Source organism: Roseibium sp. SCP14, assembly GCF_040329475.1.
Lineage (GTDB): Bacteria > Pseudomonadota > Alphaproteobacteria > Rhizobiales > Stappiaceae > Roseibium.
Genome location: NZ_JBDZYH010000001.1, coordinates 804074 through 831004, shown reverse-complemented (window position 1 = coordinate 831004; position 26931 = coordinate 804074). Strand labels below are relative to the sequence as shown.

Here is a 26931-nt window from a genome sequence, read left to right as displayed (position 1 = left end):
CACGCATCGATGCGAACAGTTCAAAACATGCGATTATTGAAAATCAGTGCGCTGATACTCATTCTGACCGGTCTGAGTTTTGCCGTGGCCTTCAGTTCAGGAACCCTGGGATTGGTAACGGCTGGTTATCCTCCGGCCCTCTGGCCTGCGTCGGCCCCATTTGAAACCGTTGCCGGCACTCCGCAACCAATCCCAAGACGTCCCATTCCTGTTGAACTGGATGATCGTGGAAACGAGCTTTTCGAAGCGTCCGGCGGACGTGCCTTGCTGGTCATGCATGACGATGAATTGGCGCTGGAGACCTACGAGGAACGAATTGGACCGGGCACAAGGATGAATTCCTATTCGCTGGTCAAAAGCCTCGTCGGGGCACTGATCCTGAAAGCGCAGGCCGAAGGAAAAATCGCTAGCCTCGAAGACCCGGTAGGTATCTATCTTCCCGGTGTTGGTTCAGATGCATTTCAGATGCGGCCCTTGCGCAGTTTCCTGACCATGCGAAGCGGCCTAGAGTTTGAAGCGAACGGCTCGGACAAACAGGACCGACTGAGACAAGTCAATCCGCTTGGCAAACTCGCAAAATTGCATGCCCACGGATTGTCGGGTGTCGAGAAGTCGTTGGCGGTTGCCGAGGGCCAGGAAGGCCGGTTTTCCTATCAGAATGTGAATACGGCCGTGCTCGGGCAAGTGCTATTCAAGGTTTACAGGCAACCGGTTCATAATCTCCTTGCGGAAAAAATCTGGCAACCTGCCGGTGCAGACGACGCCTTCTGGCTGCGCCATCCGGAGGGAGGTGATGTAACCGCGTATTGCTGTCTTTACGCGACAGCGCGGGACTGGGCGCGTGTCGGCAGCTATTTGATGAACAACGGCACTTCGCGAAAGTCTTTCTTGCCGGAAGGACTTTGGAGCGACTATTTCGACCGGAGTTTAAGCAAGCAGCAATTGGCCGGAGATGTTTACGGCCTTCACGTTCGTCACAACGTTCTGGACCGGAAGAACGAAGGCCTGCAGGGACCATTCACCTACATGATGGGGCAGGGCGGACAGATCGTTTACATGATGCCTGACAGGAACCTGGTCGTCGTCCGGTTTGGCAAGCGGCACGCGCTTTTGCATTCAACGCTCTATTCCGTCTGGAACAGTTTGACTGCTCATAAATCCTGAGAGCAACGCGGGGATAAGCAACTCAGCCTGCCAGATTTGCACCTGCGCCCAGAAACGGAATTCAGACCGTCTTGTCGACCCTGTGTCCTGGTTTGCGCGGATCCAGCTCTGTCGGCGAGGTTGCCTTGGCCTGTTCTACAGCTGCCGTATCGGCGGTCTTTCCTGCAACTGCATTGGTGCTGTCGGCTTCGCTCGGTTGGTCAGACTTCTGCAGCTTGGTGATCTGCGCTTCGATCTTGGTAATTCGCGATTGTATCTTCTGCTTTTCCTGAGCATCGGCGGCTTGCTGCAGGTTCTGCTTTTCGCGGGTAAGCAGGGATTTCAGCTTTTGAGGATTCGTCTCGTTAGAGACGTTCGACTGCTGTGAGTTTTGCGGTGGACTCGACGAAATTGCTTCGATTGCCATCCTGCACTCCCGATATGAGCAACTCAAAGTGGCGATTGTCTGCAGGAAATCTCTAGGCTGAACGTGTTAAGAAACCATTAATAATGAATCTCGGATTCAGGTTTTTTGGATTGGCAAATTGCTCACAACAAAGGCGGGCAGGGCTTCACGCAGTTTTTCTGCGTGAAGCTCCAGGTGAAGGGCAGGTTCCCGGTGGCGAAACCGGCATCGCCTCAATCTTTTCAGCAAGCACGGAAAGCAGGGCCGGTTCCTGTCAGAAAATCACTTCCTCTTTTTGTTTTCTTTCTGAACCGCCCGGATCAGCTTTTGCAGCGATTTGTCCTTGGCTTTGCGTTCCGCCAGAGTGGACGAATTGAACCGTTCCTCTGCAACCAGTTTTCGCCATCTCGCCAACCTCGCAGGATCTATGCTGCCGTCTTGAATCGCGGCATTGATCGCACAACCCGGTTCGCTGTCATGCTGGCAGTCGTTGAACTTGCACTGACCCGCCAAGGCCGTCAGGTCTTCAAAGACATCGGCAACGCCGGTTTCAACATCGGTGAGCTGAATTTCTCTCATTCCCGGCGTGTCGAGAAAACCGCATCCTTCGGAATTGAAGTGCAGTTGCCGCCGGGTGGTCGTGTGACGGCCTTTGCTGTCGTCTTCCCGAATTCCGCCGGTCTTGATGTCCTCGTTTCCGAACAGTGCATTGACCAGTGTGGACTTTCCAACGCCCGAGGAGCCCATGAAGGCGACGGTCTGTCCCGGCTGGCACCACGTCTCCAGTTTTCGTGCGGGGTCCCCGCTCAGAGCGTTGAGAAGCACAACAGGAACACGGTCCGAGATAACATTCGCAGCACTCACGAAGCCGGAAGGATCCTCGCAGAGGTCGGCCTTGGTCAGAACGATGACGGGCATCGTGTCCGCCTCGAACGCCATGGCTATGTAGCGCTCCAGACGCGCCACGTTGAAATCATGGTTGCAGGAGGAGGTAATGAAGGCTGTGTCCACATTGGCAGCGATCAGCTGAAGCTTTCGCTCCTTTCCCGGTGCGCGGCGTTTGAACAGACTTTTGCGGTGCAGGACCCTGCTATGCGCCGGTCTCTGCCGATCCAGAAGAAGCCAGTCTCCCACAGTTGCCTCAAGGCTTGGTGGAACCAGTTCGTCCACGCCGTCACCAAGAACGTGCAGACCGTTTCGATGGACTTCAACGACCCTGACGGGAGGCTGTTCTTTCAGGTCATCCAGGCTGAGTTGCTGGGCAAAGAACGGTTGCCAGCCAAGATTTTCCAGTGGGGAGCGCTCAGGTTTGAAGGTGCCGGCCTTTGTTGCCGACGGAAGAAATCGGGAGTAGTCCCGTGTCATTGTCTTGAACTTTCATGTCCGGCCTCGGATGGTTCCGGGCCATAAGGTGCATTCGGTGTTAGCTGCAAAACCGCGTGCGCCCGGCTTGCATAGGCCGGAGCGTTGAAAACGTTTGGTTTTGCTTCGGGAGAGCGTTTCGTCTCCCCACCTTACCGGGACATAAAATCTCCATTTCGATGCTTGAGCGATAACGCCAGGTCATGCTTTCTGTCAAGCTGAGGCCGAAATGGCCGCACCAAATGTCAGATGTCTGGAGTGTTTTTGAATGAGAACGTCGTACTGGGTTTTGTCTGCATTCTTGCTGATCATGTCCGCGGTTTCACCATTGGCGGCCTCGGAAGGCGAAGAACCAGCACCCAGCTCTAATTTTGTGCTTCAAGCCTCATCCGGTGAATTTGACGGAACGACGCTCCGGCTCCATCGGATCTCGGAGAAAACCGCGGCATTCGCGGACCGGCCCAAAAGAATCGTTCAGTCTCTGTCTGTCCAGGCGTTTATCGAAAGGTTTTGGCCCGACGGGCCGAACAGTTTCAAGAAAGGTCCGTCCAAAGCCGTTATCGTGTTTGGGGCGGATTATGTGTTTGAGAATGCGGTGGTTGAAATCGGCAGACCGCAACTCAACAGGCAGGAATTGTCCTTCAGGATGAAAGTCCTTGAAGGTAACGTGCCGGCCAAGATCTTTGGGCCGGTCCTTATTCTTGATCCGGCGTGGAACCCGGGACCAGACGGCTAGTCGCGGACCGGCCTTCAAAACGAAACTCCGGTCATGTTTCGTGCTTGAGGACTTTGGTTGCCGGCGCTCGTAAACATGGATCTGTTTCTATTGCCAGCAGTCCTTCCGCCAGGAGATCAAACACAATCCGGATCCTCCGGCTTGTATGCAATTCCCGGTGGGTGACCAGCCAGATCGGGAAGGTTACCGGGGTGACATCTTCAAAAGCCGGCAGAATATCGGCGCAGCGCACCGCGATCTCATCCGCCATGATGGACAGACCGAGACCATGTCGCACATATTCCCACGCGACGACCCCGCTGGGCGATCCCAGCCTGATATTGGCTTCGCTCACCTTCAGGCCGAATGACCGCAGATACCCGACAAGCTCCTCGTTGTTGTCGAAGCCGATGAAATCGAGATTTTCGGCGTCTTTCCTGAAGAGCTTCCTGTCGAATTTCTCCAGATAGGAGCGCGCACCGTAAATGCGGGCAGGGGCTTCGCGCAGTTTGCGTGCATACAGATCCGGATGATCCGGTTCCACGTGGCGGACGGCGATATCGGCTTCGCGACGGCGCAGATCACTGAGACTGTTGGTGCACAGGATCTTGACCTCAATGCCGGGAGCTTTCTGTCGAATGTCGCGCAGGATATCCGGAAGCAGATGTGCCGCCATCAAATCCGTGGCAGAGACCGTCACCAGTCCCTCGATCTGCTGCGACTGGCCAGAAGCCGCAAGGGAGACCCGGCTCGCCGCATCGCCCATGGCGCGGACATGTTCGGCAAGTTCCACTCCGGCCTCGGTAAGGATCAGGCTCTTGGAGACCCGCTCGAATAGCGTCACTCCAAGGGCCTCTTCCAGGGCGGCAACCTGACGGCTCAGGGTCGGCTGGGTCAGTCCCAGTGCGCGGGCGGCTGCGGACAGCGACCCTTCTTCCGCAGTCACGAGAAAGGCGCGGGCCTGGTTCCAGTCAAATGTGATGCTCTGCCAGTTCATGCAAATATGTATATCACCTAGCAGGATTTCGGCAATTTCCATTCATTTATGAAGGGTGTATTGAATCTTGCAAAGGAGTGACGCCGATGAACCTGCACTGGCTGTTCCTGCAATTTGCGAATGTGGTTGTGTCTGTTCTGGATTTTCTGTCCTCTCCGACGGGAGGGCGAGACATTGGCCGTGACCTGTTGGAAAAGATCGGACTGCGCGGCAGTGGACGCCCACGGAAGTAGCGCCATGCTGGCGACCAGGACAATTTCTCGAAAGGGATTGAAAGTTTGACCATGGCAACAACATGGACCGATGATTTGACGCCTTCACAGAGCTTCTGGGATCGAGCAGCGCGCAAATATGCTGCTTCCCCCATCAAGAACCAGGCGGCATATGAAAAGACACTGGCCCGAACGACCGAACACCTCTGTCCGCAAGACGCGGTCCTGGAACTGGGCTGTGGTACCGGTTCAACCGCGCTGTTGCTTGCCGGCAACGTAGCGTCCTATCTGGCAACCGATTTCTCCTCCGGCATGATTGAAATAGCGAACGAAAAACTCGCAACAGAAATGGCCGATGGAGCCGGGCCGGCGGGACTTCGCTTCGCGGTAGCGGACGGCTTCAGCGACAAGGTGCAACCGTCCGGTTCAATGGCAGGATATGATGCGGTTCTTGCCTATAATTTTCTGCATCTGGTTGAAAATCCAGAGGACTTGCTGGAGCGGGTGAGGGGGCTGTTGAAGCCCGGAGGCCTCTACATTTCCAAAACGGTCTGCCTGAAGGACAAGGCCTGGATCTTTGGGCCCATGATCAAGATCATGCAGCTTTTCGGCAAAGCACCCTTTGTCAGCATGCTCTCGTTCCAATCCCTGGAAGATATGATCTCAAAGGCCGGGTTTGAGATCATTGAGACCGGAACCTATCCGGAACCACGCAGCCGCTTTGTGGTCGCCAGGAAGATATGAGGTGATGGCGCTCTGACATCGAGCGTAGTCATTTAAATCGATTGAAACTACTCGAGTGAGCAGCTTGTCGTGTGGGGGAGCCAGTGCTAGGAGTTGAGCTCTCTCCGAGGCCCTCCCACCGAAAGCTGTCCATGCTCTTTCGCGATCGCGCCTTCTTCGCGTCCATGTTTCTGACGGTTCTGGCCGATCAGATCCTGTTGTTTCTGGTGCCCCTTGTCATTTTTCAGATTACCGGGAATGTCGCCTGGTCCGGCCTTGCCTTCTTTTTCGAAACATTGCCTCGCTATCTTACTTTTCCGGTCGCGGGCATTCTGTGTGACCGGATCTCCCCGATCCTGCTTCTTCGGGTCAGCCGCATCCTGAGGGCAGTGGCCTGTATCATCGGCATTGCCGGACAGATTGTCTTCGGTGGTGTCTGGTGGCTGATAGGGCTCTCCGCTGTCGTCGGTGTCTTGACGACGCAGGGCATGTTGGCGCTGGAAATGGTTTTGGTGCGGGCCTTTTCCGATCAGAGGTTTGAGAAGGTCGTCAGCTACGGCCAACTTGCCTCGCAGATGGGCGTCGTTCTTGGTCCGTTGACCGCGGCCTACCTGATGGCAATCTGGCCCTGGGAAGCTGTTGTGATCGTTGCAACAGTGCTGTTTGTGCTGGCCGATATCATGTTCATCCTGTGGCCGGGACAATCCCGGATGCAGGCGGCCCCGAAAACTCAGGTTGAGCGTCACCCAATAGGAGACCTCAAAACAGCTCTTGGTCTTGTCTGGCAATTGCCGGGACTGATGCGGGCGATCCTGCAAGCCGCCGGCGTCAATCTCATCATCGGTGCAACTCTGGCCACAGCGGCGGCCATGATGACAGGCTTCTTTTCCCAGAGCGAACAGATCTATGCCTGGCTTCAGGTCGCAGGTGCCCTGGCCACACTGGCGGTGTTGACATTGACCGCGCATGTGCATCTGAGCCTGAAAACGCTCGGCCTGACGGCCTATGGTCTGATCTGTGCCGGTGCGATCCTGACCGGGACGGGAGCGCATCCGCTTATCTACGCTGCCGGATTTCTGCTCATTGCCGGGTTCGACAAGATGTTCAATATCTATGTCCGTACCTTGCGCAAGGAAATCATTCCGGCAGAAGATTTCGGCAAGACCACGGGAGTGATCATTTGCCTGAACAACCTGTCCCAGCCTTTGGCTGGGCTGGTGGTGGCGATGTTCGCTGCGGGAGATGATGCGCGCGCGGTCTTGTTGGGTCTTGCCGGTGCGATGGCAGTGCTTGGGGTTCTGACATTTGGAAACGGCGCTCGGCGCGTGTTTCCTCCTGCGGCTTGAGAGGCAATCCCGCTAGGGGCTCAGTGTTTGAAGCGGACCATTGTCTGCGGAACTGCGCACAATCTCGGAAATCTCGCGCAGCTGTCCGGCCAGGGGGCTGGTCTTTCGCCAGACCATACCGATCGTGCGGGTTGGTTCCGGGGCTTCGAAGCGGGAAATGGAAACCGATGCCGAACGGGTCTCGACGGGAACGGCCATTTCCGGGATCAAGGTCACTCCCATCCCGGCGCTTACCATTTGCACAAGGGTCGAGAGCGAACTTGCATCCAGGACTTCCCGTGGCGGACCTGATGGCAGGTTACAAAAGGAGAGGGCCTGGTCGCGGAAACAGTGACCTTCCTCCAGAAGGAGAAGACGCATTTCCCGCAAGGTGTCAGCGCTTGGCAATGGCACATTCGCTTCGCTGGCCGGTCTGACCAGCACGAAGTTTTCCTGGAACAACGGCGTCTCGGCGAGCGTGGTTTCAGAAACCGGCAACGCCACGATTGCCGTGTCGAGGCGGCCATCCCCGAGCTCCTGGATCAGTTTCGGTGTCACGGTTTCCCGAACGTGGATATCGAGTTCCGGGTGGCGGGCCGACAGGTCACCGATAACCTTCGGCAGCAGGTAAGGGGCGATCGTCGGAATGACGCCAATTCGCAACCGTCCAACGAGCCTTTCGCGCGAGGCGCGGGCCAGATCCCCCAGCTCGTCTGCTGCCCGCAGGATCTCTCTTGCACGCTCCACCGCCACTTCACCAAAATGTGTCAGGCGGATTTGACGGGCTCCCCGCTCGATCAGCGGGGCTCCCAATGCGTCCTCCATTTCCTTGATCTGCATGGAAAGAGCGGGCTGAGAAATGGCGCAAGCTTCTGCCGCACGTCCGAAATGCCCGTGCCGCGCCAGGGCCTCAAAATAGCGAAGCTGTTTCAGGGTGATATTTATCATAAGAAATACCTATCAAACCGATCAGAAAATTCAACTTCTTCTGATGAATTTGTTTTGATAGATTCTAAATTGCAAGGGCCGGCACGGGCCGGATGCCCCACGTCCGGTGATTGGTGCTGAGGTCCTTGCAATACGAATTTTGGGAGATTTGAAGAACCTGATCTGCCAGCGGAAATCCGGTTCCGGCATCAAGCCCGATGCCCTTGGGAATTCACGGTCATCTCACGCAGCTCAGTTACTCAGATAAATTGATTACGACAGTGGAGAGAAAAATGGACGCACCAACTGACAAAACCGGTAAATGCCCGGTCATGCACGGCCAGCCTCTGGCCGCGACTTTCGGGGTTCGCTCCAACAGGGACTGGTGGCCGAACCAGCTGAACCTCAACATCCTGCGCCAGAACTCCGCATTGTCCGATCCGATGGGCCCGGAGTTCAGCTATGCTGAAGAATTCAACAAGCTCGACCTGAAGGCGGTGAAGGAAGACCTTTACGCCCTGATGACCGACAGCCAGGACTGGTGGCCGGCCGACTACGGTCACTACGGCGGCCTCTTCATCCGCATGGCCTGGCACAGTGCAGGAACCTACCGTACCGCGGATGGTCGCGGCGGCGGCTCGACCGGCACGCAGCGCTTTGCACCGCTCAACAGCTGGCCGGACAACGGCAATCTCGACAAGGCCCGCCGTCTGCTGTGGCCGATCAAACAGAAATACGGCAACAAGCTCTCCTGGGCAGACCTCCTGATCCTGGCAGGGAATGCAGCTCTGGAATCCATGGGGTTCAAGACTTTCGGTTTCGGTGGAGGCCGCGCTGATGTCTGGCATGCCGAGGAAGATATCTACTGGGGTTCAGAAACCGAATGGCTGGCGACAAGCGACAAGCCGCACAGCCGGTATTCCGGCGACCGCGACCTTGCCAATCCGTTGGCAGCCGTGCAGATGGGTCTTATCTACGTGAACCCGGAAGGACCGGACGGCAATCCCGATCCGCTGGCTTCCGGCCGCGATATCCGCGAGACCTTCGCCCGAATGGCGATGAACGACGAGGAAACGGTTGCACTGACGGCAGGCGGCCACACGTTCGGCAAGACCCATGGCGCCGGTGACCCGTCGCATGTCGGCCCGGACCCGGAAGCTGCCCCGATCCAGGAAATGGGTCTTGGCTGGATCAGCACCTATGGATCCGGCAAGGGCCGCGATGCAATCACCTCCGGTATCGAGGGCGCCTGGACACCGAACCCGACGAAGTGGGACACAGGCTACTTTGACGTGCTCTTCGGTTATGAATGGGAATTGGTCAAGAGCCCGGCTGGTGCCTGGCAATGGACGCCGAAGGACCTGAAAGAAGAAGACATGGCACCGGATCCAGAAGATCCGAGCAAGAAAGTGCCGATCATCATGACCACGGCCGACATGGCAATGCGCATGGACCCGATCTACGGTCCGATCTCGAAGCGCTTCCATGAAAATCCGGACCAGCTGGCCGAAGCCTTCGCCCGTGCGTGGTTCAAACTGACCCACCGCGATATGGGGCCGAAAGTTCTCTATCTCGGTAGCGAAGTTCCAGCAGAGGATCTGATCTGGCAGGACCCGATCCCGGCGGTCGACCATACTCTGGTAGATGAGGCAGATGTTGCTGATCTGAAGGCAAAGATCCTTGCGTCGGGCCTGTCGGTTTCCGAACTCGTGTCTGCAGCCTGGGCATCTGCATCCACGTTCCGTGGATCCGACAAGCGCGGCGGCGCCAACGGTGCGCGTGTTCGCCTTGCTCCACAAAAGGACTGGGAAGCAAACGAGCCGGCAAAACTTGCCAAGGTGCTGGAAACGCTTGAGAGCGTTCAGCAAGACTTTAACGCTTCAGCTGGCGGCGGCAAGAAGATCTCGCTTGCTGACCTGATCGTCCTTGGAGGTGCGGCAGCGGTTGAAAAGGCAGCAGGGAATGCCGGTCATGCGATCACTGTTCCTTTCGCTCCGGGCCGCATGGATGCGAGCGAAGCCCAGACCGACGCAGGGTCCTTTGATCCGCTGGAGCCGGAAGCTGACGGTTTCCGCAACTACCAGAAAGCGGCCTTCATTACGACGGCAGAGGAAATGCTCGTCGACAAGGCGCAGTTGCTGACGCTGACCGCGCCGGAAATGACCGCTCTGGTCGGCGGCATGCGCATGCTCGGCACCAACTATGGAGGCTCCAGGTATGGTGTCTTTACCGACAAGGCCGACACGCTCAGCAACGACTTCTTCGTCAATCTGCTCGATATGGCAACGGCATGGAAGCCGACCTCCGACGAGGCCGACATCTTTGAAGGCCGTGACCGCAAGAGCGGAGATCTGAAGTGGACCGCGACCCGTGTCGACCTGATCTTCGGTTCCAATTCCGAACTGAGGGCCTTGTCTGAAGTCTATGCCCAGGACGACAACAAGGAGAAATTCGTCAAGGATTTCGTCAGCGCGTGGACCAAGGTCATGAATGCGGATCGATTTGATCTGAAATGATCTGACCCGGCTTGATGCCCGATGATTGAAACGGTGCTTCAGAGCAATCTGAGGTGCCGTTTCCTTTAAATTTTGGACAGGTTTTACAGGTTCTCGTTCTCCGTCTCTTGAAAAGTCATTATTTCGTCACAAGGTTTATGTTGCACTGCGAAGCAGGCTCTGGTTGCGCCTGTTCCTTTGGCTACCGCGAGTGCAGGAAATAACTTCCCATTGCAGGAAGTTTCTCGGGAAACTGATGACCCATGTTTGATTTGACGGGACAAAAGGCACTTGTTGTCGGTGTCGCAAATGATCAATCCATTGCGTATGGTTGTGCCAGGGCTTTCCGGGCACAGGGCGCGGACATTGCGGTGACCTATCTCAACGGGAAAGCCGAGCCCCACGTGCGCCCGTTGGCGGAAGAGCTGGGCGCGGAAATCATCGCGCCTCTCGATGTGACCAGCCATGAAGAGCTCGACACGCTTTTCCAGACCATCACCGAAAAATGGGGCAGGCTCGATACGCTGCTTCACTCGATCGCCTTTTCAAGAAAAGGAGATCTGCACGGGCGTGTGATCGATTGCTCGGCCGATGGGTTCGGTCTCGCGATGGACGTTTCCGTGCATTCCTTTCTGCGTCTGATCCGCAAGGCCGAGCCTCTCTTGCCGGAAGGTGGCACCTGCATGACTGTGTCCTTCATGGGCGCGCAGCGTGTCGTTGAGAACTATGGTGTCATGGGACCGGTCAAGGCCGCACTGGAAGCGGCAACCCGATATGCGGCGGCTGAATTGGGGCCCAAGGGGATCTCCGTTCATGCCTTGTCGCCCGGACCGCTGAAAACAAGAGCCGCCTCCGGAATTGCCGAATTTGATGCATTGCTCAATGATGCCGCGGAGCGTGCACCGACACACCAGCTTGCAACCATAGATGACGTCGGCGCCTACGCAGCCTTTCTGGCCAGCCGGGAGGCCCACAATGTTACCGGCGGAATACATCCAATCGACGGCGGCTACAGCATCGTATGACAGGAGGTCCTGATGAAGGACATTTTTGACGCTCTTGAAATTGGTCACAACAAGTTCCTGGACGCTCTGAGCGACGCGACCGCTTGGTCTCCCTCTGAGCGACTAACCGCCCTGGAGGCGCAGGCGACAGAAATTTCCAATGTTACCGGAACGCTTGGGCTTGAGCTGACCAGTCATTTCATGAAGGCCGTCGACGGACACAGGGATCGCCTGCAGAAGAACCTGAGCGAACTTGGCGATGCGCTGACGGGAGTTGCGAAGGCGCAAGGGGCCGGCACACTGCCACAGGCACTGGAAAGCTACTGGAAAGATGCCGGTCAGCGCATGATACTGACCCTGGATACGCTGCGCCAGCGTGGAGACAATTTCCTGGAGCATGAGGATGCAGGCTGTCCGCCGGTCCTTGTCTATGATTATGAAAAAGTCATGGACGGCGCGGATCTGCCGAAGCCCTGCAACTACGTGCTCTTGAAAATCATCCCGCCGAAGGATTCCAAGTTCCGTGAACCGAAATCCTTCAAGCGCCCCTACATCATCATCGATCCGAGGGCAGGTCACGGTGCCGGTATCGGCGGCTTCAAGCCGGACAGCCAGGTTGGCGTCGCCTTGAGGGATGGGCACCCCGTCTATTTCGTGGCGTTCCGGCGCATGCCGGAAAAAGGGCAGACGCTTGCGGACATTACCAGCGCTGAAGCTGCCTTTGTCCGCAAGGTGATGGACCTGCACCCCGATGCGCCCAAGCCGGTCGTCACCGGCAATTGCCAGGGTGGCTGGGCAACGCTTCTTCTTGCCGCTTCCAATCCGGATCTGACCGGCCCGGTGATCCTGAACGGCGCTCCCGTGGCGACATGGTCCGGACTCATTGGTGAAAACCCGATGCGCTACAACGCCGGTCTTCTGGGGGGCACCTGGAACGCAATGTACTATTCCGATCTCGGCCACGGCATTTTCGACGGGGCCGACATTGTTCAGAATTTCGAACTGCTCAATCCGGGAAGGAACTATTTCGGCAAATATTACGATCTTTATGCCAAGGCCGATACCGAACCGCAGCGCTTCCTTGATTTCGAACGTTGGTGGGGTGGTTATTTCCTGCTGAATGAAGCGGAAATGAAATGGATCGTCGAACAGCTCTTTGTCGGCAACAAGCTTTGCAAGAACGAGGCCCAGCTGGAGCCCGGGCGCAATGTCGATATCAAGAAGGTCCAGGCGCCCATCATCGTGTTCGCAAGTTGGGGCGACAACATCACGCCTCCGCCCCAGGCACTGGACTGGATCGTCGACAACTATACCGACGAGCGCGAGATTGCGATATGGGGTCAACGGATCATCTACATGGTCCATGATCAGGTCGGCCATCTTGGCATTTTCGTATCTTCAAAGATTGCCAAGAAGGAGCACACGGAAGTCACTTCGACGCTGAAGACGATAGAAGCCCTGGCTCCCGGTCTTTATGAGATGACCATCGACGACTATGAGGGAGACCTCATGGAGCGCTCCTTCACCGTGAGCTTCCACGAACGCAAGATGGACGATCTTAGGAAGATCAACGACGGCAGGGAAGACGAAGTTCCGTTCGCCGCTGTGGCGCGGGCCTCAGAGCATCAGGCCGAGTTCTACGACGTATGTGTGCGTCCGTTCGTGCAAGCAGGTGTTACAGAACAAAGCGCGGAGTTCCGCCGCAAGACTCATCCTCTCAGAGTGCAGCACACCGCGCTGTCCAGCATGAACCCGTTCCTGAACTGGCTTCCGGGTTGGGCCGAAAAGGTCAAGGAAACACGGGAACCCGTCGAGGAGGACAATCCTTTCCTGGCACTTCAGAAAGCCAATGCCGCGCTGTTTGAGCAGTCGATGGACTTCTTCAGGGATATGCGCGACGCCGCGTATGAGAACATGTTCTTCTCGATCTGGGGCACCCCTTACATGCGCTGGTTCGGCCGCACGCATCAGCCGGGACGAACGTTGAAGCGCAAGGAAGAGCTGCGCAGCCTGCCGCCGGTCCAGGGCGCGCTTATGCATGTCGACAAGGGTGGTTTCTGCGAGGCAATCGTCAGGATGCTGATCCTGCTGGCCGAAAGCCGGGGCAATGTGCGTCGGGACAGGCTGGAGCGCTCCTCCAGACTTCTTAATCAGCAGGAGCCGTTCAAGTCGCTTACTCAGGACGAGCGCAGCTTCATTCTTCAGGAACAGACGCTTATCGTCGAGTTTGCACCGAAAAAGGCCGTGACCACTTTGCCTGAGTTGCTGAAGACGAAAGCGGAACGCGAGCTTGCTTCTAAAGTTGTGCGCTACATCCCCGGCGCCATCAGTGAAATGGATCCGCACACTCTCGAGATGCTGCAAAAATTCCATCAAGTGCTTGGCCTGGACCCGAACTTCGGTGATGTCACGGAAGATCCACTCGCCTCAGGTTACTCTGCTGCCTTGTCCGCAGTCGGAAAGGAAAATGCCGCTGTCACGACAGCGCCAGCTGTGAAGCAGGGGCCGGCGGAGACGGAAGAGAAAACGCAGCAGGCAGTGTCCGCTGCCAGCCGTACACCTCGTCGGACCACGGCAAAACCCACGGCTCGCAAATCTGCTGCTGGTCAAAAGAGCGCGCGTAAACCGGCAGCACGCAACAAGCCTCGTAATACGACGAAGAAATCGGAAGAACCTGCAGAATGAGGCAGGTCACATAAAGTAGAAAGGGGCGCCCGGGCCTCTCGGACGCCCCACAGAGCCCCCCTGGATTATGGATGGAGTGCGGCTCTGAACTGAATAGACTTCACTATTTTAACCAGCCTCTGTCGCGTCGGCGACCGGGCCGATAGAGCAATCGTCCTAGCTGGATTGGTGTAAGTAAGAATACCAAGTTCAGAGCTTGCAGCAAGCCCAAACCCGATAGAAAGATCATAAAATTGTATCTGATCGGCATCAACGCCGGCCAAGCCATCCCTTCGCCGTTTCTCGACCACAAACGCCATTTAAAACAGGCCGGTGGTGGGCAGCACGTTAAAATTGCGCTAGAGAATTCAAAAACCTATGTCCGGGGTTGCATGTTCGATTGGGCTTACAAGAAACGTCTGAAGGATGATCTGGAGACCTGGGTCGCCAATGGCTGGATCACCTCTGCCGGGGCTTCGGCGATACTGAAGGAACAGGATCAGGAAGATGGCCGTTCCAGGTTGCCGACGGTGCTGGCTGGCATCGGCCTGGTGTGCGTGGCGCTGGCGATTTTTGCCTTTATTGCGGCCAATTGGGAGGCAATTCCCAAAGCGCTCAAGCTGATCGGTATTGCAGTATTGATTGCAGCCAGTCACGGAGTTGCGGCGCATGCTGCCCGAAAAGGGCGCAAGGGTCTTGCAGATTTGCTGACCGGTTTCGCAACGCTGGTCTTCGTTGGTGGCATGGCGCTTGTCGGTCAGATCTTCCATCTACCCTCCGATTGGGCCGGTGGTGCGTTTCTCGTAAGTCTCGGTGGCCTGGCGGCCGCCTGGTTGACGGGATCAAAGTCGTCTTTGGTTGTCGCAGCGGCCGCGGCCATTACCTGGCAAGTCACCCGTTCGGATCTGGGGGCGGGAACCGTGATCGAGGGGACGATCGGATTGGCCTTCCTTGCCGCCATATTCGCTCATGCAATCGTTTATCCATCCCGCTTGTCTCGCTGGATCGCCATCAGCCTGCTTTGGGTAACCTATGGCAGGTGGTTTGCGGAAACGGCGGAGTTTCTGGAAAGCACAACGGGGACAGGCGACAAGACGCTCCTGTCCATGGCACTGGCCGGCATCGGCGGTCTTGCCGCTCTGTCGGTTGTCATCGATCCTTTGGGTGATCTGTTTGTCAAATGGTCAAGCGACCGGCCCAATCGGAAGCATGGCCATTGGCTGATGACGAGATCAATGCAGGATGCCGGGTTTCTGGTCCTGTGTTTTCTGCTTGTCGTCGCACTGGTTGTTGTGCCGGAGTTCAGTTCGGGCCTCTCGATACATGGTCTGTTGACCTGGACGGCCGTTCTTCCGCTTGGTCTGGCACTGCTTCTGACGGGTGCAGGTTTGCTTCTTTCCTATAAAACGACGAAGTCGGCAGCGCTTTTTGCTGCTATTGGCTTTTCGTTGATTGTGATTGTGGTGCCGATCTTCACGATGAACATTCTGCTGCTCTCGGCCGGTACTCTCACCGCACTCATTGGACTATGCGCTCTGGCGACCTGGTACAACAATCGCTTCTGGGCCCTGTGTGCCTACCTGGGTTTGACCGCTATCGCTCTTTGGCTCCTGCAAGTGACGATCGGATCGCTCCTTGGGCAGTCCGTTTTCTTCCTAGTTGCCGGCTTCCTGTTGCTTGGCGTTGCTCTTTGGCTGGCACGTCTGTTCAGAACAGGCAAAGGCGGAACTGAAAATGCAACGATTACGCAGGAGGTGCAGTCATGAATACGAGCACCGACGCAATCGGCTTGGACCGAAAGTCTGTTGCTGGGACGGCGTATCTTAAATGGGGAATTCTGGCTCTGGTCCAGCTTCTGCTGGTCTCCATTCCGCTGGTCGACCGCCTTCAGGTTCAAATGAACGGAATCGTCGTTCCGATGGAACTGGTCCCGGTGGACCCCAGAGATCTCTTGCGGGGAGACTATGTGATCATCAATCTCGCCATTTCCCGGGTTTCCAAGGATGTTCCCGGCAGCGAAACCGTTGAGGCGGGAGACCCGGTCTATGTCGGTCTGATCTCCGAAGGCAAAGGGCCTGTGCGGCCCCATACGGTCTCAAGACTGAGAGAGGGGGCTGGAGAACTGGCGATTGCCGGAACAGTGCGCACGGTCGCTGACGAGTTCATTCAGGTTGATTATGGCATCGACGCCTTCTTCCTGCCGGAAGGGGAAGGCCTCGCAATCGAGCGAATGGACAAGAGCAGGGTTCTGCTTGAAGTCGCCATCGATGAAGACGGGCAATCCCTGCCGGTGACGCTGCTTGTCGATGGAAAAGCGTTCAAGTCCGACGGCACCTTTTGACGGGCAGGCCAACTGGCGCTATGAGCGCTGCACTTGGTTTTCCCGAATAAGGTCCGTCATGTCCGATCCAGCGCTCGACACCCTTTTGCTGCCTCTCGAATTGGAAGCTGTTGAGCTTGCCGCTGATGCAAGACTGTTGTTCCTGCGTGCCCGCGCAGGGCGCGCCCTGAACACGTTGAGCAAGCATGACATCCTGTGTGTGCAAAGTTTTGCGCCAGACCGCGATGCGTTGCAGAAAGCCGGCTTTCAAGTCGAGGCGGAAATATCGACAGATACATTTGACGCAGTGCTCGTGCTCCCCGGCCGGCAGCGTCAGGAAGCCCGTGCGCAACTTGCGCAAGCTGTTACCAGGGTGAAACCCGGCGGCGTCGTGATGGCCTGTGCTCCCAATACTGAAGGTGCCAAGACGCTGGAAAGCGACCTGGCGGTTTTGCTTGGTGGTGCCGAAAAAATGACCAAAAGCAAATGCCGGGTCGTTTGGGAAACGGTCCGATCAGCAAGCGTTAACGCGGCATTGCTGAAGGATTGGCAGGCTCTCGATGCTGCAAGGCCCATTTTGGATGGAGCTTATGTCAGTCGTCCGGGGATTTTCGCCTGGGACCGGATCGATCCGGCATCAAAACTTCTTGTCGATCATTTGCCGGAGACGTTGAAGGGACGTGGCGCCGATCTTGGTGCAGGCTTCGGCTATCTTACCCGCGCGGTATTTGAAAAAGCCTCCAGCGTGTCGGCAATGGATCTGTACGAGGCCGAAAAGAGGGCACTAGATCTCGCTGAGCAGAACCTTTCCGCCTTCAAAGGTAAGCGTGTGATGAACGGTATCTGGTGTGACGTCACCAAGGGTATTGAAGGGCCATACGACTTTGCCGTTTCAAATCCGCCCTTCCACCAGGCGGGTAAAGCCGACCGGGCGGATGTCGGCCAGGGGTTCATTCGGGCAGCAAGTGCCGGATTGAAGCCAGGTGGCGAGTTCTACTTGGTCGCCAATCGGCATCTTCCTTACGAACAGACGCTCTCACAGGTCTTCGCAGATGTCGTTCAACTGGCCGATGAGGGGGGCTACAAGGTGATCCGGGCGGTCAAGTCCAGAGGAGGGCGTTGATATGCGGCTGGTGAAACTCATTGCCAATCTCGGCTATGGAAGCCGCAAGGAAATCCAGATGGCGATCCGCAACGGCTGGGTGACCGATCGGGAAGGAAATCGACTGAAGGCAGACAGCAAGACTGCACACGAAGATATCCTGTTCGATGATGAGCCGCTCGACCCCGCACAAGGTGTCGTCATATTGATGAACAAACCGGTCGGCTACACCTGTTCGGCCAAGGACCAGGGGCGTCTGGTCTATGATTTGCTGCCGGATCGATTCCGCATGCGCAAACCGGCCCTTTCGACGATCGGACGGTTGGACAAGGAAACGTCCGGCGCACTGCTCTTCACCGACGACGGCACATTTCTGCACAAGGTGATTTCGCCGAAGTCAAATGTGCCGAAAGTGTACGAAGTGGTGCTGGATCGTCCCTTGAAGGGGGATGAGGCAGATCTTTTCGCTTCCGGAGAAATGATGCTTGAAAGCGAAGACAAGCCTCTAAAGCCGGCAGAACTGGAAGTGCTCGGAGAAACAAGCGCTCGTCTCACGCTCCACGAAGGCCGATATCATCAGGTCCGCCGCATGTTTGCTGCCACCGGAAACCACGTGAACGAACTGTCCCGCAGCCGCATCGGCTCTCTTGGTCTGGAAGGTATCGAAGAGGGGACATGGAAAGTTCTCTCCGAGGCCGACAAGGCTCAGATTTTCGAGTGAATTTTTGCGGTTGGATCGCTGCCAAGAAGACGCCCGGCGCTTGCCGGGCGTCCAGTTTCGGAAACAGTGAATGTTTGCCGTTACTTTCCTGTGCGGCTGAGGACCCGGATGCGGCTGTCGAATTCTCCGCGATCCACGTAACAACCGCGCAGGTGACGGAAACCGGTATTCGGGTCGAAGGCCGCGCGGCCATGCAGAACGCGGCGATTGTCGAAGATCACCATTTCGCCGCCTTCAAGTCTCGTCGTCATCACGTATTTTTCCGACCGGGTCATTTCCATGATTTTACGGTAAGCCCGGTAATAGGGTTCCATCTTGTCGGCAGGCAGATCGAATATCCCGGCAAGATGTGCATTGAAGTGTAATTCCTGCAGGTTCCCGAACGGATCCAAATCGATCACCGTGTGATGGCGTCTGATGTCATAATCGGTATCGTGAAAGCGGAACGGGACCGGTGTTTCGCACAGCAGCTTGAAGGCATCCGGGTCGTCGTCGCGAAGGTCGGAAGCAATGGCGAAGCCGTCGCAGAAGGTCGATCCGCCGCCCTCGGCCTCATTGGCGAGGCAATGCAGGAACTGGAAGCCGGGAGGCAGTTCCTGGTTCGCCAGGTCCGTATGCAGCGGAAGGGCGTGGGAGGTGTAGGCAAGGTTGTTCGGATTGGGCTTTGACATCACTTCGAAGGTCGTGCCGAAGTTTGTCTCCCTCAGGAAACCGATACGGCGGGCGATTGCCATGCCGGCATCCTTGTCGTTGGCCATACCGTCGACAATCGAAAGACCGGTTCTTTTGCTCGCGATCAGAAAGTCCTGCAAGGCGTCGTCACTGGTCATGAGATCAGCGGCCGCAGCTCGCGGAAGATTGCCTGGTTCAAAGTCGCTCCGCCATAGAACAGGTTCAACCCGGGCAGGGTCGGCAAGGCCGATACCCGGGCGGTGATCGAAGAGCCAGTCCGGGTCGTATCGGCTGACATGGTCGCCACCGTTCCAGGTCAGGATGATTTCGCCGTTTTCCAGAGCGGCATCGGTGAGCGAGATGTCGAACGGAATGCTGGTGAGATCGAACTGCCGTTCCCGGGTTTGCGGGTGAAAGCCGCTCGGGCAATTGTCTCTGAGCCAGATGTAAGGGAATTCGGCGCTGGTTCCGTCCGGCCAGGCAACATGGAGCACGCGGTCACCGCCGCGCAGGGATGCGGTTGTCATTAATTGGTCCGTTGATGTGTCTTGAGATGTGTTCAGCGCTGCCTGTTAGGGCGCGCACGTCAACGGTTGGCGGGGGGCGGCCACCACCAGTAGGCTTTGTTATGCGGATTGCCGGGATTACGCCCGAGGACAGAGAGCATCCACTTTGAAACCGTCTTGAAGGCTCTGCCTTCGGTTGAACATTTTCGATGAAATTACATCAAAAAATTCACCCGGCAAGAGCGAATCTGCCGGGTGAACATAAAGATCTCAAACAATTGAATTGGCGAACGAAACATCAGCCCTTTGCCGAGCGAGCCGCCAGTGCAATTGCAATGTAGCTCCAGCCATTGACCAGAACGGATACACCGGCAATCAACCCGAGTGCCCAGGCAGCCGATCCCGGCAGGTCCATCCAGATCATCAGGCCGGCGGCAAGCGAAACAAGTCCGGCGATAAGCACCCAGACCCAGCCTTCATGTGGCTTTAGCTTGAACGCAAGCAACACCTGGCTCACGCCTTGGGCGACGAAAATGGCCGCGATGACGAGTGTAAGAGCAAAGGTTCCCGCAAGCGGATTGATGTAGATGATGACGCCACCGATGACCGCGATAATGCCGGTGATCAGGTTCCACAGAAAACTCGAGGTGCCCTGGGTCTTGAAGGCATTGTAGATCTGTACCAGACCTCCGATAAAAAGGACGGCTGCGATCAAAATCGTTACGGCAATCGAGGTCGCCAGGGGGGCTGCAATCAGAATAATTCCGCCAATAACAAGCGCTACGCCAAGTGCCAGGAACCAGCCCCAATTGTCCTGGATCTTTGCTTTCATATCTTCCACAGCCTGAACCGCATCCGACATTTGAATCTCCTCACGTTCCGGTTGCTCTTTGCAACGGTAACCGCTTTGCAGGAAAACGCAAATTCCTGATGACATTTCTGTGAGTTCGGCCGCAACAATCTCCGGTCTTGACTTTCGGTGTGTATATGCACACAAGAGGGTATGGAAGATGATTTTTCCCTCTGTGTCCTGGACAACGCCCGAAAAGCGGCACGTGCCGTCAGCCGTCACTATGACCGGTTGGCGCGCAAAGTCGGCATGACCGCAGGTCAGTTTTCCGTGCTTGTCGCCATCCGTCAGGCCCGGAATGAAACGACTGGCGAATTGGCGGACAGGCTCTCCATGGAGCGGACAACGCTGGTTCGAAACATCGCCCTTTTGGAGCGCAAGGGGCTTGTGACCTCTTCGCCGTCCACTGATGGGCGAGGCAAGAGTTACCAGCTGAGCGATGAGGGAAAGAAGCTTCTGGACGAGGCGGTTCCGTTGTGGCGTCAAGCGCAAAGTGACGTCAGGAACCTCTTGGGTCAGGACGAGTTTCTAAAGACAATCAATACTTTGAAGAAACTTTCGCAGCTTTGAGTTCGACGAATTGAATCAGTTTGTGAAGGACTTGGAAGAACGTTTGAACATCACCATGTGCGCTGAGCACACGAATGGACAAGAGCCAGAGCGAGGTAGGATATGCGGCGTGTCGTAGTAACAGGTCTGGGTGTGGTTTCACCGGTCGGGACCGGTCTGGATGCTTTCTGGCAAAGGATCACCGCGGGTGAAAACGGTATCCGCAAAATCAGTCACTTCGATCCTGAAGGTCTTGCTTGTCAGATTGCGGGCGAAGTACCGACCAAGGCGGAAGATGAGCACGGGTTCGACGTTGACGCGGTGATGGAACCGCGAGAGCAGCGCCGGTCGGACCGCTTCATCCACTTCGCCATGGGGGCTGTGCAGGAAGCCCTGGCACATGCGGGATGGGAACCGAAAACCGACAAGGAGAAGGAGCGCACCGGAACGATCATCGGAACCGGTGTTGGTGGCTTCCCGGCCATGACTGCCGGCACCCGGCTGGTTGACGAAAAGGGCCCGCGCCGGGCATCTCCATTTCTGGTGCCGTCGTTTCTGGCAAATCTCGCCGCCGGGCAGGTGTCCATCCGTCACGGATTGAAAGGCCCGCTGGGTGCACCTGTCACGGCTTGTGCTGCCAGCCTACAGGCGATTGGCGATGCCGCGCGCCTGATCCGCGGCGGCGAAGCTGATGTCATGGTCGCCGGTGGATCGGAGGCCTGTATCGACAAGGTGTCTTACGCTGGTTTCTGCGCGGCCAAGGCCATGTCGTCAAAAAGAAATGACGATCCGGCCCATGCTTCGAGGCCGTTCGATCAGGATCGCGACGGCTTCATCATGGGGGAAGGCTCAGGCATATTGATCCTCGAAGACTATGAACATGCCAAAGCTCGCGGTGCGAATATTCTGGCGGAATTGAGTGGATACGGAACAAGCGCTGACGCCTATCACGTTACGGCCTCTTCTCCCGATGGAGAAGGAGGCTTGCGGGCCATGCGACAGGCCCTGGCAAGTTCAAATCTCGCGCCTTCGGACATTGGATATGTAAATGCTCATTCGACCTCCACGCCGGTAGGTGATGCCGCAGAAATCGCAGCTCTGACGACCCTGTTCGAGGGCAGAGGAAAGGACCTTGCCGTTTCATCGTCCAAGTCGATGTTCGGGCATTTGCTCGGGGCAGCCGGAGCGGTCGAAGCCATTGTCTGCGTGAAATCTCTTCTGAGCGGGTTGTTGCCGCCATCCAGAAACCTCGAAGCCGCCGACGAGGCGATGACCCGGTTTGAGCTGGTGCCCGGCAAGGCTATTGCCAGGGACGTGAACCACATTCTGACCAACGGCTTCGGGTTTGGCGGAGTGAATGCCAGCGCGGTGTTCTCGAAAGTTTAAAGTCTTTCAAGAACCAGAGACCTTGGCAGAAAACAGAATCTCGTATATGAGAATAATCTCATAAATGGGATTTTGTGATGTCCGATCTTGAACAAGACCTTGCCCGGCGGCTCGTTGACCTTCGCCGGGCTCGCAACTGGCCATTGGAAGAGTTGGCCGAAAAGACGGGTATCAGCCGGGCGACACTCTCGAGGATAGAGCGCGGTGACACAAGCCCGACGGCCTCCGTCCTTGGCCGGTTGGCAAGCGCCTTCGGTGTGTCCATGGGAGAGCTGTTCGGCGCTGACGCGGTCGTTGCCGACCGGCATTTGCCGCGAGACAGTCAACCAATCTGGCAGGATCCGGAAACGGGCTTCCAGAGACGCTCGCTGACACCTGCGACAAGCGGTTACCGAGGCACCGTGATTGAAGGCGTTCTGCCGGCCGGTTCTACGATATCCTACGCGGCTCCTCCGATGCCCGGCTTGGAGCATCATCTGGTTCTGTTGGAAGGTGATCTGCGCTGCACGTTGGGCCGGGATGTCTATGACATGACACCTGGCGACGCGCTTCGTTTTCGGCTTGAAACATCCAACAGCTATTCGGCGACCGGCAATACTCCGGCGCGCTACCTCCTGACGGTGATCACGCCATGACTGAAACTGACGAGACCGTGGTACTCTCTTCCCGGACCGCAAAAGGCTTTCTGCCTGAACCTCCGGTTTTTCTGTGTGAGCCGGAAGACCTGCGGCAGATCATGCCGGAACTTGGAAGGCTGCTGAGAGCCTGTGTCGAAGATGGAGCCGGCATCGGTTTCGTTCTTCCGCTAGAGCAGGAACAGGCCGAAGCTTTCTGGACCAGCCGCATATCGGGCATTGAAAATGGTGACGCCTTCATGATGGTGGCCAGGGAAGGGGAGGAGATATCCGGCGTTGTCATGCTGGTTCTCGCACCTCAGGACAACGGCCGGCATCGAGCAGAAGTCGCCAAGCTGATGGTGCATCCGCATCATCGGAGAAAGGGCGTTGCCCGCAAGTTGATGGCGGCTGTCGACGGGCTCGCGCTGTCGCTAGATCGCTGGCTTCTGGTTCTGGACACCGTCACAGGCGATCGTGCCGAAAGACTGTACCCGACATGCGGTTACAGGAAGGTTGGTATTATACCGGACTATGCATATGGCAGTCATGGATCCCTGGACGCGACCACGGTGTTCTACAAGGATCTCAGAGCCGGATAAGCCCGCTCATTTTAAGTGAGCGAAGGAAATTTTTCTGTTACATTTCAAGGGTAACAAGCGGTTCGCCCCGTGACTTCCTTCACGGGATTTCGCACGAGGTTTCAAATGAGAACGATTTCAAAAAGTCTGGCCGGCGCTGTCGTGGCGTTCGGGTTACTGGCATCGCCTGTTCTGTCCGCAGACGTGCAGAACCAGGAAACCCTGGCAGCACGTGTATCTGAGCATTCTCCTGCCAAGGAACCCTACATCAAGGATCGTCCGATCCTCGGCTGGACGCTGAGCGGTGACAGTCTGCAGGATATTCCCGGTCCCATCCGCGATGTCCTGGGCAGCACCGATGCGACCAAGTATGACGATGCCTATGTGGCCGCCAACAAGGGGTCGATAGTTGCCTTGCAGATGCGCAAGGATGGACCGGACTTCTACATCATCGGCAAGGAAACCTTTGACGGCAAATACACCGTCGTGGCCTTGGAAGAGGTTGCCGCCAAAAACAGCCGCCTGATGGAAAGGCTGATCCCGGAGGTCAAGGCGATGTACGACGCCAAGACCGAGGGTCTTGTCGGTGCGTTGAAAACAGTTCCGGTCGAAATGATCCGCACATCGGCAATCGGTTACTCAAACGACGCTCCGCTGACCATTCAGGCCCCCTGGGGCGAACAGACCAAGCCGGAAGGCCAGGATGCGTTTCTTGTCTGGGACACGGGCGAGAACCAGTATTACATGGTCAATCAGGACGAAACCGGATTGCCAATCAGCTACATTCCGGCCAATTGAGGCAGCAAGCTAGGCCTCGTTCATCGGAGAATGAGGCCTGGCGTTGTTGTGATCCCGAATTTGCTGCTGGCTCTGTCTTCGCCAGAGCGCATCCGGCAATCCACAAAGAGCCCCTAGCCAGCTTCGTTCAGCATTTCCAGTTCCAGCCACTGTTCCTCTGCGGACTCTTTTTCCGCTGTCAGATCAGTAATTTGCTGGGAAATCTTGGCAAATTTGTCGGGGTTCTTGGCGTAAAGCGCCGGATCGTTCATTTCCGACTGAAGCTTTTCAAGCTTTGCTTCAAGTTTCTCGATCGTGTCGGGCAGCGTCTTGAGCAGATGCTGCTGGGTGAAGGTCAATTTGGACTTTTGCTGAGGCTTTGAGATTGTGCCGTTCGTTGAAGAGCTTTTTTCCTTCTTCACCGATGATGGCTTTTCCACCTTGCGTGCCGTGACGCCTTCTCCGCGCTGTGCCAGCATGTCGGTGTAGCCGCCGGCATATTCGCGCCACAGGCCGTCGCCTTCCGAAACGATGACGGAGGTCGCGACCCGATCGAGGAAGTCACGATCGTGCGAAACGATCAGTGCAGTGCCAGGGTAATCGGCAAGCAGTTCCTGCAGAAGGTCGAGCGTTTCCAGGTCAAGGTCGTTGGTTGGCTCGTCGAGCACCATCATGTTGGACTTGTTGGCAAGAGCGCGAGCAAGCATGGCACGGGCGCGTTCGCCGCCTGACAAGGCTCCAACGGGCGTGCGTGCCTGTTCCGGAGAGAACAGGAAGTCCTTCATGTAGGACATAACGTGCTTGGTTTCGGTGCCGATGACGACCATGTCGCCACGGCCGCCTGTCAGGGTGCTTGCCAGACTATCGTTCAGATCGAGATTTTCACGCTTCTGGTCCAGTGTCACCATTTCCAGATTGGTACCGAGCCGGGTGGTGCCGGTGTCCGGGGCCAGTTCACCGGTCAGCATCTTGAGCAGCGTCGTCTTTCCGGCTCCGTTGGGGCCGACGAAACCGATGCGGTCTCCGCGCTGAATACGCGTGGAGAAGTCCTTGACGATGGCGCGTTCGCCATAGGTCTTGGAAATGCCCTTGGCTTCGATGACCAGCTTGCCGGAAACTTCCGCGTCGGTCGCACTCAGCTTGGCGGACCCTTGCGGTCCCCGATGCTCTCGCTTCTGCTTTCTGAGTTCCGCCAGCTCACGCACACGGCGCATATTGCGTTTTCGGCGAGCGGTGACGCCGTAGGTCATCCAGTGTTCTTCGCGCTTGATCTTCTGCGCCAGTTTCTGCTGGTCGATCTCTTCCTGTTCGAAGACCTCGTCGCGCCAGGCTTCGAAATGACCGAAGCCCTTTTCCATGCGTCTGGAAACGCCGCGATCGATCCAGATAGTAGCGCGTGACAGGTTCTCCAGGAACCGGCGGTCATGCGAAATCAGGACAAGTGCGGATTTGAGGCTCTTGAGCTCTTCTTCCAGCCACTCGATCGCCGGAAGGTCCAGGTGGTTTGTCGGCTCGTCCAGAAGCAGGATATCCGGCTCCGGTGCAAGCGTGCGGGCGAGGGCGGCCCGGCGAGCCTCTCCGCCAGACAGCGCATTGGGGTGTTCCTTGCCGCTGAGCCCGAGCACTTCCAGAAGGTAGGCGCCGCGGTAAGGGTCGTCGCCCTCAGTCAGGCCTTCGTTGACGTAGTCGAGCGTTGAAGCATAGGCGGAAAGATTCGGATCCTGCGGTAGGTAACGTACCGTTCGTCCGGGCTGAAAGAACCTCTCGCCCTTGTCCATTTCGATCTGCCCGGCTGCAATTTTCAGCAGCGTGGACTTTCCGGAACCATTGCGCCCGACCAGGCAAAGACGGTCACCTTCGGAAACCGAAAGCTCGGCGCCGGTCAACAGCGGCGTACCGCCAAAAGTCAGATGGATATCACGGAGTGTCAGCAGGGGCGGGGCCATGTGTGCCTATGATGCGCTAGATCAAAGTTTCGGATCGGCGTTCGGTTTACTTGTAGCCCCTCTGCCGCGCAAGCGGTTCAGGAAGGAACGCGCGCAATTTTGAATTGCCGCACCGAGATTTTCCGGGAGAATTGAGATAAGATCTGAGGAAGTGGACAGGGCCGATCACCTGATGCCGCCCGGATGGGCGGTCGGAGAAGGCGCGATGTTTGAACTGAGCAGAGGCTATACCGGTTGCGGTGGCCTGCGGAAAATATTGAAATCCTGTACCCTGGCAGTGTCTCTGTTAGCTGTCGGCACCGGCCTTGCGGTCATGTCCGGGACCTCGCAAGTCAGGGCGGATGCCGTCTACTTCGGCGGCAGCGGTGTCGGCTTTGCCTTCGGCACAGGCGGTTATCGTGGATATCGCGGCTCGTTCTTCTATGGACCACTCGGGTTTTACGGCCCTCCTTATCGACCTTACGGTCCACCCTACTACTACCATCCCTATGACCGGCGCGCGTATCCTTATCGCTCACGCATCTATCCCTACCGCTCAAGGGTATATGTGAACCCGCCGCGTTACGTCGCGCCACCGCGCTATGTCGCCCCGCGCAGATATGTTGGACAACCGCAACGTGTGCCTTATACTAAAAACGGGCTTGCTCCGTTCACGCCCCAATGGGTGGCTTACTGCTCCCATAAGTTCAAATCGTTTAACCCCAACACGGGGACATATTTGGCCTATAGCGGAAAGTATCGATTTTGCCGTTAGGTTTGAAATATAATTTCTCACCGCAACACCAGAATTTTTGATTACGCAGTAAAATGGCGAAAAATTTTTCCTGGATTGTTGAAAAATGTGCAAAAACATCGCCTTTTTGCAGCAAAGGTCGAAATGTGTCGTTGGGGGATGCTTGATTGCGCGCAAAGAGCGTGGAATCTTGTGCGCCAT

The 26931-nt window shown here is 56.7% G+C and carries 25 protein-coding genes; 18 read left to right on the top strand and 7 right to left on the bottom strand.

Going from position 1 to position 26931, the window contains the following annotated elements; all coding sequences use genetic code 11:
- The first annotated feature begins 27 nt into the window (after positions 1–27).
- Positions 28–1164: a serine hydrolase domain-containing protein gene (locus ABLQ08_RS03835; RefSeq protein WP_352939753.1), complete on the top strand. Its 1137-nt coding sequence runs from the start codon at positions 28–30 to the stop codon at positions 1162–1164.
- A 61-nt stretch (positions 1165–1225) separates the two neighbouring features.
- Here ABLQ08_RS03835 and ABLQ08_RS03830 read toward each other — a convergent pair whose 3' ends face one another.
- Positions 1226–1570: a hypothetical protein gene (locus ABLQ08_RS03830; RefSeq protein ID WP_352939751.1), complete on the bottom strand. Its 345-nt coding sequence runs from the start codon at positions 1568–1570 to the stop codon at positions 1226–1228.
- A gap of 261 nt (positions 1571–1831) precedes the next feature.
- Complete coding sequence (rsgA, locus tag ABLQ08_RS03825; RefSeq protein ID WP_352939749.1) at positions 1832–2914, bottom strand: ribosome small subunit-dependent GTPase A; 1083 nt, start codon at positions 2912–2914, stop codon at positions 1832–1834.
- A gap of 265 nt (positions 2915–3179) precedes the next feature.
- On the opposite strand from rsgA, the gene ABLQ08_RS03820 reads away from it, so the two are divergent.
- On the top strand, positions 3180–3647 hold the full coding sequence (locus tag ABLQ08_RS03820; RefSeq protein ID WP_352939747.1) for a hypothetical protein: 468 nt from the start codon (positions 3180–3182) through the stop codon (positions 3645–3647).
- 31 nt (positions 3648–3678) lie between these two features.
- Here ABLQ08_RS03820 and ABLQ08_RS03815 read toward each other — a convergent pair whose 3' ends face one another.
- Positions 3679–4623 carry a LysR family transcriptional regulator gene (locus ABLQ08_RS03815; RefSeq protein WP_352939745.1) on the bottom strand — a complete coding sequence of 315 codons (945 nt, stop codon included), beginning with the start codon at positions 4621–4623 and terminating at the stop codon, positions 3679–3681.
- Positions 4624–4709: 86 nt separating this feature from the next.
- Here ABLQ08_RS03815 and ABLQ08_RS03810 point away from each other — a divergent pair, with 86 nt between their 5' ends.
- The 3 genes from ABLQ08_RS03810 to ABLQ08_RS03800 all read left to right on the top strand — a co-directional run bounded on the left by ABLQ08_RS03810 (position 4710) and on the right by ABLQ08_RS03800 (position 6904).
- Positions 4710–4856: a hypothetical protein gene (locus ABLQ08_RS03810; RefSeq protein WP_352939743.1), complete on the top strand. Its 147-nt coding sequence runs from the start codon at positions 4710–4712 to the stop codon at positions 4854–4856.
- Positions 4857–4907: 51 nt separating this feature from the next.
- Positions 4908–5579, top strand: a complete 672-nt coding sequence (locus ABLQ08_RS03805; RefSeq protein WP_352939741.1) for a class I SAM-dependent methyltransferase — start codon at positions 4908–4910, stop codon at positions 5577–5579.
- A gap of 131 nt (positions 5580–5710) precedes the next feature.
- Positions 5711–6904 (top strand): MFS transporter, encoded by a 1194-nt coding sequence (locus ABLQ08_RS03800; RefSeq protein ID WP_352939739.1) that lies wholly within the window; start codon positions 5711–5713, stop codon positions 6902–6904.
- Positions 6905–6916: 12 nt separating this feature from the next.
- On the opposite strand, the gene ABLQ08_RS03795 is transcribed toward ABLQ08_RS03800, so the two are convergent.
- The gene (locus ABLQ08_RS03795; protein ID WP_352939737.1) at positions 6917–7831 is read right to left on the bottom strand and encodes a LysR substrate-binding domain-containing protein; all 915 of its coding nucleotides are present in this window, start codon (positions 7829–7831) and stop codon (positions 6917–6919) included.
- Positions 7832–8103: 272 nt separating this feature from the next.
- Between ABLQ08_RS03795 and katG the strand changes: the two genes are divergently transcribed.
- The 7 genes from katG (at position 8104) to ABLQ08_RS03760 (ending at position 18116) form a co-directional block, all read left to right on the top strand.
- Positions 8104–10326 (top strand): catalase/peroxidase HPI, encoded by a 2223-nt coding sequence (gene katG, locus ABLQ08_RS03790; RefSeq protein ID WP_352939735.1) that lies wholly within the window; start codon positions 8104–8106, stop codon positions 10324–10326.
- 242 nt (positions 10327–10568) lie between these two features.
- On the top strand, positions 10569–11330 hold the full coding sequence (gene fabI / locus ABLQ08_RS03785) for an enoyl-ACP reductase FabI (protein WP_352939733.1): 762 nt from the start codon (positions 10569–10571) through the stop codon (positions 11328–11330).
- Between the two features lie 12 nt (positions 11331–11342).
- Positions 11343–13994 carry a DUF3141 domain-containing protein gene (locus ABLQ08_RS03780; protein WP_352939731.1) on the top strand — a complete coding sequence of 884 codons (2652 nt, stop codon included), beginning with the start codon at positions 11343–11345 and terminating at the stop codon, positions 13992–13994.
- A 371-nt stretch (positions 13995–14365) separates the two neighbouring features.
- Complete coding sequence (locus tag ABLQ08_RS03775; protein ID WP_352939729.1) at positions 14366–15739, top strand: DUF2157 domain-containing protein; 1374 nt, start codon at positions 14366–14368, stop codon at positions 15737–15739.
- Positions 15736–16314 carry a GDYXXLXY domain-containing protein gene (locus ABLQ08_RS03770; RefSeq protein ID WP_352939727.1) on the top strand — a complete coding sequence of 193 codons (579 nt, stop codon included), beginning with the start codon at positions 15736–15738 and terminating at the stop codon, positions 16312–16314. Before ABLQ08_RS03775 ends, ABLQ08_RS03770 begins: the two co-directional genes overlap by 4 nt.
- A gap of 58 nt (positions 16315–16372) precedes the next feature.
- Positions 16373–17416, top strand: a complete 1044-nt coding sequence (locus tag ABLQ08_RS03765; RefSeq protein ID WP_352939725.1) for a class I SAM-dependent methyltransferase — start codon at positions 16373–16375, stop codon at positions 17414–17416.
- Position 17417: 1 nt separating this feature from the next.
- Positions 17418–18116: a pseudouridine synthase gene (locus tag ABLQ08_RS03760; RefSeq protein ID WP_352939723.1), complete on the top strand. Its 699-nt coding sequence runs from the start codon at positions 17418–17420 to the stop codon at positions 18114–18116.
- A gap of 80 nt (positions 18117–18196) precedes the next feature.
- Here the strand turns inward: ABLQ08_RS03760 and ABLQ08_RS03755 are convergent, their stop codons facing one another.
- Positions 18197–19315 (bottom strand): TauD/TfdA family dioxygenase, encoded by a 1119-nt coding sequence (locus ABLQ08_RS03755; RefSeq protein WP_352939721.1) that lies wholly within the window; start codon positions 19313–19315, stop codon positions 18197–18199.
- A 277-nt stretch (positions 19316–19592) separates the two neighbouring features.
- Positions 19593–20156 carry an HdeD family acid-resistance protein gene (locus ABLQ08_RS03750; protein ID WP_352939719.1) on the bottom strand — a complete coding sequence of 188 codons (564 nt, stop codon included), beginning with the start codon at positions 20154–20156 and terminating at the stop codon, positions 19593–19595.
- A gap of 141 nt (positions 20157–20297) precedes the next feature.
- On the opposite strand from ABLQ08_RS03750, the gene ABLQ08_RS03745 reads away from it, so the two are divergent.
- The 5 genes from ABLQ08_RS03745 (at position 20298) to ABLQ08_RS03725 (ending at position 24072) form a co-directional block, all read left to right on the top strand.
- The gene (locus ABLQ08_RS03745) at positions 20298–20714 is read left to right on the top strand and encodes a MarR family winged helix-turn-helix transcriptional regulator (protein ID WP_352939717.1); all 417 of its coding nucleotides are present in this window, start codon (positions 20298–20300) and stop codon (positions 20712–20714) included.
- A 102-nt stretch (positions 20715–20816) separates the two neighbouring features.
- Positions 20817–22079, top strand: coding sequence for a beta-ketoacyl-ACP synthase II (gene fabF / locus ABLQ08_RS03740; RefSeq protein WP_352939715.1), 1263 nt, complete (start codon positions 20817–20819; stop codon positions 22077–22079).
- A gap of 77 nt (positions 22080–22156) precedes the next feature.
- The gene (locus tag ABLQ08_RS03735) at positions 22157–22714 is read left to right on the top strand and encodes a helix-turn-helix domain-containing protein (RefSeq protein ID WP_352939713.1); all 558 of its coding nucleotides are present in this window, start codon (positions 22157–22159) and stop codon (positions 22712–22714) included.
- On the top strand, positions 22711–23295 hold the full coding sequence (locus tag ABLQ08_RS03730; RefSeq protein ID WP_352939711.1) for a GNAT family N-acetyltransferase: 585 nt from the start codon (positions 22711–22713) through the stop codon (positions 23293–23295). Before ABLQ08_RS03735 ends, ABLQ08_RS03730 begins: the two co-directional genes overlap by 4 nt.
- A 105-nt stretch (positions 23296–23400) precedes the next feature.
- Complete coding sequence (locus ABLQ08_RS03725) at positions 23401–24072, top strand: hypothetical protein (RefSeq protein WP_352939709.1); 672 nt, start codon at positions 23401–23403, stop codon at positions 24070–24072.
- A gap of 113 nt (positions 24073–24185) precedes the next feature.
- Here the strand turns inward: ABLQ08_RS03725 and ABLQ08_RS03720 are convergent, their stop codons facing one another.
- Positions 24186–25997, bottom strand: coding sequence for an ABC-F family ATP-binding cassette domain-containing protein (locus ABLQ08_RS03720; protein WP_352939707.1), 1812 nt, complete (start codon positions 25995–25997; stop codon positions 24186–24188).
- 205 nt (positions 25998–26202) lie between these two features.
- On the opposite strand from ABLQ08_RS03720, the gene ABLQ08_RS03715 reads away from it, so the two are divergent.
- Positions 26203–26751 carry a BA14K family protein gene (locus tag ABLQ08_RS03715; RefSeq protein WP_352939705.1) on the top strand — a complete coding sequence of 183 codons (549 nt, stop codon included), beginning with the start codon at positions 26203–26205 and terminating at the stop codon, positions 26749–26751.
- The last annotated feature ends 180 nt before the right edge of the window (positions 26752–26931 follow it).

Excerpts from the sequence above, each read along its gene's own strand:
- ABLQ08_RS03835 (WP_352939753.1), top strand. The coding sequence starts at position 28 with ATGCGATTATTGAAAATCAGTGCGCTGATACTCATTCTGACCGGTCTG.
- ABLQ08_RS03720 (WP_352939707.1), bottom strand. The coding sequence starts at position 25,997 with ATGGCCCCGCCCCTGCTGACACTCCGTGATATCCATCTGACTTTTGGC.
- ABLQ08_RS03830 (WP_352939751.1), bottom strand. The coding sequence starts at position 1,570 with ATGGCAATCGAAGCAATTTCGTCGAGTCCACCGCAAAACTCACAGCAG.
- ABLQ08_RS03765 (WP_352939725.1), top strand. The coding sequence starts at position 16,373 with ATGTCCGATCCAGCGCTCGACACCCTTTTGCTGCCTCTCGAATTGGAA.
- ABLQ08_RS03815 (WP_352939745.1), bottom strand. The coding sequence starts at position 4,623 with ATGAACTGGCAGAGCATCACATTTGACTGGAACCAGGCCCGCGCCTTT.
- ABLQ08_RS03770 (WP_352939727.1), top strand. The coding sequence starts at position 15,736 with ATGAATACGAGCACCGACGCAATCGGCTTGGACCGAAAGTCTGTTGCT.
- ABLQ08_RS03810 (WP_352939743.1), top strand. The coding sequence starts at position 4,710 with ATGAACCTGCACTGGCTGTTCCTGCAATTTGCGAATGTGGTTGTGTCT.
- ABLQ08_RS03780 (WP_352939731.1), top strand. The coding sequence starts at position 11,343 with ATGAAGGACATTTTTGACGCTCTTGAAATTGGTCACAACAAGTTCCTG.
- ABLQ08_RS03795 (WP_352939737.1), bottom strand. The coding sequence starts at position 7,831 with ATGATAAATATCACCCTGAAACAGCTTCGCTATTTTGAGGCCCTGGCG.
- ABLQ08_RS03800 (WP_352939739.1), top strand. The coding sequence starts at position 5,711 with ATGCTCTTTCGCGATCGCGCCTTCTTCGCGTCCATGTTTCTGACGGTT.
- katG (WP_352939735.1), top strand. The coding sequence starts at position 8,104 with ATGGACGCACCAACTGACAAAACCGGTAAATGCCCGGTCATGCACGGC.
- ABLQ08_RS03820 (WP_352939747.1), top strand. The coding sequence starts at position 3,180 with ATGAGAACGTCGTACTGGGTTTTGTCTGCATTCTTGCTGATCATGTCC.
- ABLQ08_RS03730 (WP_352939711.1), top strand. The coding sequence starts at position 22,711 with ATGACTGAAACTGACGAGACCGTGGTACTCTCTTCCCGGACCGCAAAA.
- ABLQ08_RS03805 (WP_352939741.1), top strand. The coding sequence starts at position 4,908 with ATGGCAACAACATGGACCGATGATTTGACGCCTTCACAGAGCTTCTGG.
- ABLQ08_RS03750 (WP_352939719.1), bottom strand. The coding sequence starts at position 20,156 with ATGTCGGATGCGGTTCAGGCTGTGGAAGATATGAAAGCAAAGATCCAG.
- ABLQ08_RS03755 (WP_352939721.1), bottom strand. The coding sequence starts at position 19,315 with ATGACAACCGCATCCCTGCGCGGCGGTGACCGCGTGCTCCATGTTGCC.
- ABLQ08_RS03715 (WP_352939705.1), top strand. The coding sequence starts at position 26,203 with ATGTTTGAACTGAGCAGAGGCTATACCGGTTGCGGTGGCCTGCGGAAA.
- ABLQ08_RS03760 (WP_352939723.1), top strand. The coding sequence starts at position 17,418 with ATGCGGCTGGTGAAACTCATTGCCAATCTCGGCTATGGAAGCCGCAAG.
- fabF (WP_352939715.1), top strand. The coding sequence starts at position 20,817 with ATGCGGCGTGTCGTAGTAACAGGTCTGGGTGTGGTTTCACCGGTCGGG.
- ABLQ08_RS03735 (WP_352939713.1), top strand. The coding sequence starts at position 22,157 with ATGTCCGATCTTGAACAAGACCTTGCCCGGCGGCTCGTTGACCTTCGC.
- rsgA (WP_352939749.1), bottom strand. The coding sequence starts at position 2,914 with ATGACACGGGACTACTCCCGATTTCTTCCGTCGGCAACAAAGGCCGGC.
- ABLQ08_RS03745 (WP_352939717.1), top strand. The coding sequence starts at position 20,298 with ATGGAAGATGATTTTTCCCTCTGTGTCCTGGACAACGCCCGAAAAGCG.
- ABLQ08_RS03775 (WP_352939729.1), top strand. The coding sequence starts at position 14,366 with ATGTTCGATTGGGCTTACAAGAAACGTCTGAAGGATGATCTGGAGACC.
- fabI (WP_352939733.1), top strand. The coding sequence starts at position 10,569 with ATGTTTGATTTGACGGGACAAAAGGCACTTGTTGTCGGTGTCGCAAAT.
- ABLQ08_RS03725 (WP_352939709.1), top strand. The coding sequence starts at position 23,401 with ATGAGAACGATTTCAAAAAGTCTGGCCGGCGCTGTCGTGGCGTTCGGG.